The sequence below is a fragment of the Acetobacter okinawensis JCM 25146 genome, from assembly GCF_000613865.1.
GTDB classification, from domain to species: Bacteria; Pseudomonadota; Alphaproteobacteria; order Acetobacterales; family Acetobacteraceae; genus Acetobacter; species Acetobacter okinawensis.
In genome coordinates this window covers 1-3,158 of record NZ_BAJU01000090.1, presented here as the reverse complement: position 1 = coordinate 3,158, position 3,158 = coordinate 1, and the positions used below count along the sequence as shown (strand labels likewise).

General features: G+C 54.8%; 2 protein-coding genes and 3 pseudogenes. 4 read left to right on the top strand and 1 reads right to left on the bottom strand.

Annotated elements, in window-relative coordinates; genetic code table 11:
• Window positions 1-143: 143 nt before the first annotated feature.
• Window positions 144-350: pseudogene (locus tag JCM25146_RS25285) on the top strand (integrase core domain-containing protein); the annotation flags it as partial.
• 300 nt (window positions 351-650) lie between these two features.
• Here JCM25146_RS25285 and JCM25146_RS15635 read toward each other — a convergent pair.
• Window positions 651-1,349 (bottom strand): SDR family NAD(P)-dependent oxidoreductase, encoded by a 699-nt coding sequence (locus JCM25146_RS15635; RefSeq protein WP_242401199.1) that lies wholly within the window; start codon window positions 1,347-1,349, stop codon window positions 651-653.
• 761 nt (window positions 1,350-2,110) lie between these two features.
• On the opposite strand from JCM25146_RS15635, the pseudogene JCM25146_RS24715 reads away from it, so the two are divergent.
• The 3 genes and pseudogenes from JCM25146_RS24715 to JCM25146_RS15620 all read left to right on the top strand — a co-directional run.
• A pseudogene (locus JCM25146_RS24715) lies at window positions 2,111-2,233 on the top strand (heavy metal-binding domain-containing protein); the annotation flags it as partial.
• A gap of 120 nt (window positions 2,234-2,353) precedes the next feature.
• Window positions 2,354-2,677, top strand: a pseudogene (locus JCM25146_RS21770) (haloacid dehalogenase); the annotation flags it as partial.
• The coding region (locus tag JCM25146_RS15620; RefSeq protein ID WP_025829205.1) for a chloride channel protein at window positions 2,674-3,158 on the top strand (485 nt) is incomplete at its 3' end. The pseudogene JCM25146_RS21770 and the gene JCM25146_RS15620, both read left to right, overlap by 4 nt.

The window sequence follows — 3,158 nt, the reverse complement described above, 5'->3', positions numbered from 1 at the left end:
TCATCTCCCTCCAGAGGGTCACCTGAAGGAGACAGCCGCATCAAACTTCTCACAAGCCCAGATCCGCCCGACACAGCAAGCGACTTTTTCAACAGAATTAGGCGATACCCGACCGTCTCCCTCCCGCGAGACTGACTAGAAGACGATGCCGGACGAAAGCTTACTCCCCTCAGACCAATGGAATGGTCGAACGCTTCAATGGCCGTGTACCGACAGAAGTGCTGCAGGTCTGTGTCGCCAGCCACGAGGATCCCGAAATCCTGCTCAGAGGCTTCTGCTTCGCTTACAACCAGCGAAAGCAGCGTGTTCTGAACGGACTATCTCCCATGGAACACATCACTTCACTGCTCTTCGATCCCTCCACGTTCTTCAACATCAAAGAAACTAGAACTAGGCTGTTTAATATCGCTATTCCCTCCACGAGAACCGGAGGAATGAAATCACACAGAAGGCTTCAAAACCAGTAGGTTTTTCGCATTCGCCAGATGACAATTTCCACAAAGGCAGTCGTCGTCAGAGCAGTGCGTTCGCGGAATAATGGCGCCGCTTTCATGTTGGAGTCAGTGACAACAATTGCGCGCGTTGTCAATATTCCCCCAAAACTATGAATTAAGCGATTGATATCACGCAAAAACCAGAGCAAACAGCGATCAGAAGCTTTCTTCCGCCCGGCAATTGACGGGAATTTCGGAAATGCTCACCTCGTTCGGTGACATTACTAGAAAATAGGCGATCCGGGCAATTTCCTGGGGCGGGGTCATGTTTAGTTCAGGCATCATGCCTTCGACCATGTCAGTCCGTACAAAACCGGGGCAGATGGCTGTTGCACGTATGCCGTGTTCAAAACCGGTGTGGCGAATGGAATGGGCCAGTGCCAGCGTCGCGAATTTGGACACCGCATAGGGGCCTGAATCCGAATCATAAACGCGCTTGCTGGACAGCGACCCAATGACAACAACTCGCCCCCTACCACTGGCCACCAGCATGTCCCATGCCGCGGCCACGAGCCTGCGCGGGCTTTTGACATGGACTTCAAGCATGTCATCCATCTCTTGATCCGAAATTTCAATGATATTTTTCCAGATGCCAATGCCTGCATTGGCGACTACGGCGTCAATCCGTCTGAACTTGGCGAGGGTCTGCGCGACCCATGAGGCTTCGCTGGATGAATCCAGTCCGTCATAGTGGACGACCAGCAGGCGGTCATCATCTATTGCCCATTCCGGTGTCTTGGGGGTGCGCATACCTAAGCTGACATTCCATCCTTCATCGTAGAACTTGCGGGCAATTGCAGCTCCCATACCGCGTGCAGAGCCGGAAATCATGATGACTTGCGGAGTAACTGTCATAATGCGCATCTCTTTCATTTGGTCGGACTGATTCACAAAGACAGAAGTGGCACAGTATGTTCGGACAGCTTTACGGGCGTAATAAGCTATACTTGGTTGGTATTATACTGCCATTTTGGCGTTGTTGTTGTTGCTAATTGGGACCTAGGGTACCGCGGACTCAATGGGGCCAGCGTGTTATGATACATTGCGTCTGGCTTATGTCCACCTAGGGCTCTGTTGCATAATTCTATCGGTTGGCCGCACTAAAAGCTTTGAGGGGTTTTTCGAACCCTCCACCTGCCATGCTGCCAATTGCACTGGCTGCCGGTATCCTAATGTTGGTTGAGATCCTATTGCCCGATGAGGAGTTTTTTTGAAGAACTTGTTTTCTGGGATCCTCCAGAATCCCAGATTGCGAGTGAACGGCTTACGGCAGACAATTATGTAGTTTGGCTGCACCCCAAATGTGAGGACCTGAGGCGACGAATCATCACTGCACCGTTTGGCTTGTAACGTAATTAAGGAATTTCGACATTTCAGCTCGTTATTGATACCCATAATTATGCGAATGTCCCTTATTGATGCGAAAAAAGCCCTTAATTAGGTTACAAAACGCGATCGCGTTTTTATCAGCGCACGGGTCTGCTTACGACTACATGTCAGACATTGCGGAAATGCGAAGCCGTTCTCGCAAGCGGTCGTTCCACCATTTCCTTCGGAACGTGCTAGTTGATAGCTGATGTTCGACTCTTCTTACTGGATCATTCGAGAGAAACGGCATGCAGCAGACGTATCAGCAGGACGATCAGAATCTTTCCGCACTTGAGACAGTCTGGACCTGCCCCATGCACCCGGAAGTCCGGGAGGCGCAGCCAGACAAATGCCCGAAATGTGGCATGACGCTTCAGCCGGCGGACGAAACCGGAACCATGCCATCGATGCCGGGAATGAACAATCACCAGAAGCGGCATGCTATGACATGCCACGATCCGGAGCATGCGTCGCCGACTTCAATGGAGGCCGCAGCCGCGCTCGCAGCCGCCTCCATCAGCATTGCGATGGGCACGGGGACGGACGTTGCCATCGAGAGCGCGGGCATCACGCTCACGCATGGCAGTCTCGGTGCCCGGGTCCGTACGCGGTAGCCGGCGCACGACGCGATGCGCAATATCCGGCATAATCTCGCCTTCTCGTTCTTGTTCAACGTGATCGGCATCCCAGTCGCGGCGGGCGTCCTTTATCCTGTGTTCTGCCTCCTGTTCTCGCCCATGATCGCGGGGGCGGCCATGGCGCTGTCCTCCGTTACCGTCGTCACCAACGCGCTGCGCCTCGGAAGAATCTCGTGATCGAAACATCTGAAAACAAGCCTCCATGCGGCCTGACGGTTCTCTCCCTGCTGTCGATCCTCACAGGGCTCGTCGCAGGCGCGATCTGCGGGTCGTTCCGGCTGCTCCTCAAATGGGCTGACGGGATACGTACAATGCTCGCTCTTGGTGCGTGGCATGGCTTTCCAGCCGGCTTGTTTCTGATCGTGATGGCCAGCTTAACCGCTTTCCTCGCGGCGCTGATGGTGCGACGGCTTGCGCCGCTCGCCTCCGGCAGCGGTATTCCGCATGTCGAGGCTGTCCTGGCCGGATCGACCACGCCCGCTTCGGCTGGCCTGATACCTGTGAAATTCGTCGGTGGTCTGCTTGCGATTGGTAGCGGGCTGGCACTCGGACGCGAAGGACCGAGCGTGCAGATGGGGGCAACGGCTGCGAACACGATCGGCCACGCGCTCCGGCTCGGCCGGTCGGACTGTCGGGTCTTGCTGGCGGCGGGCGCCGG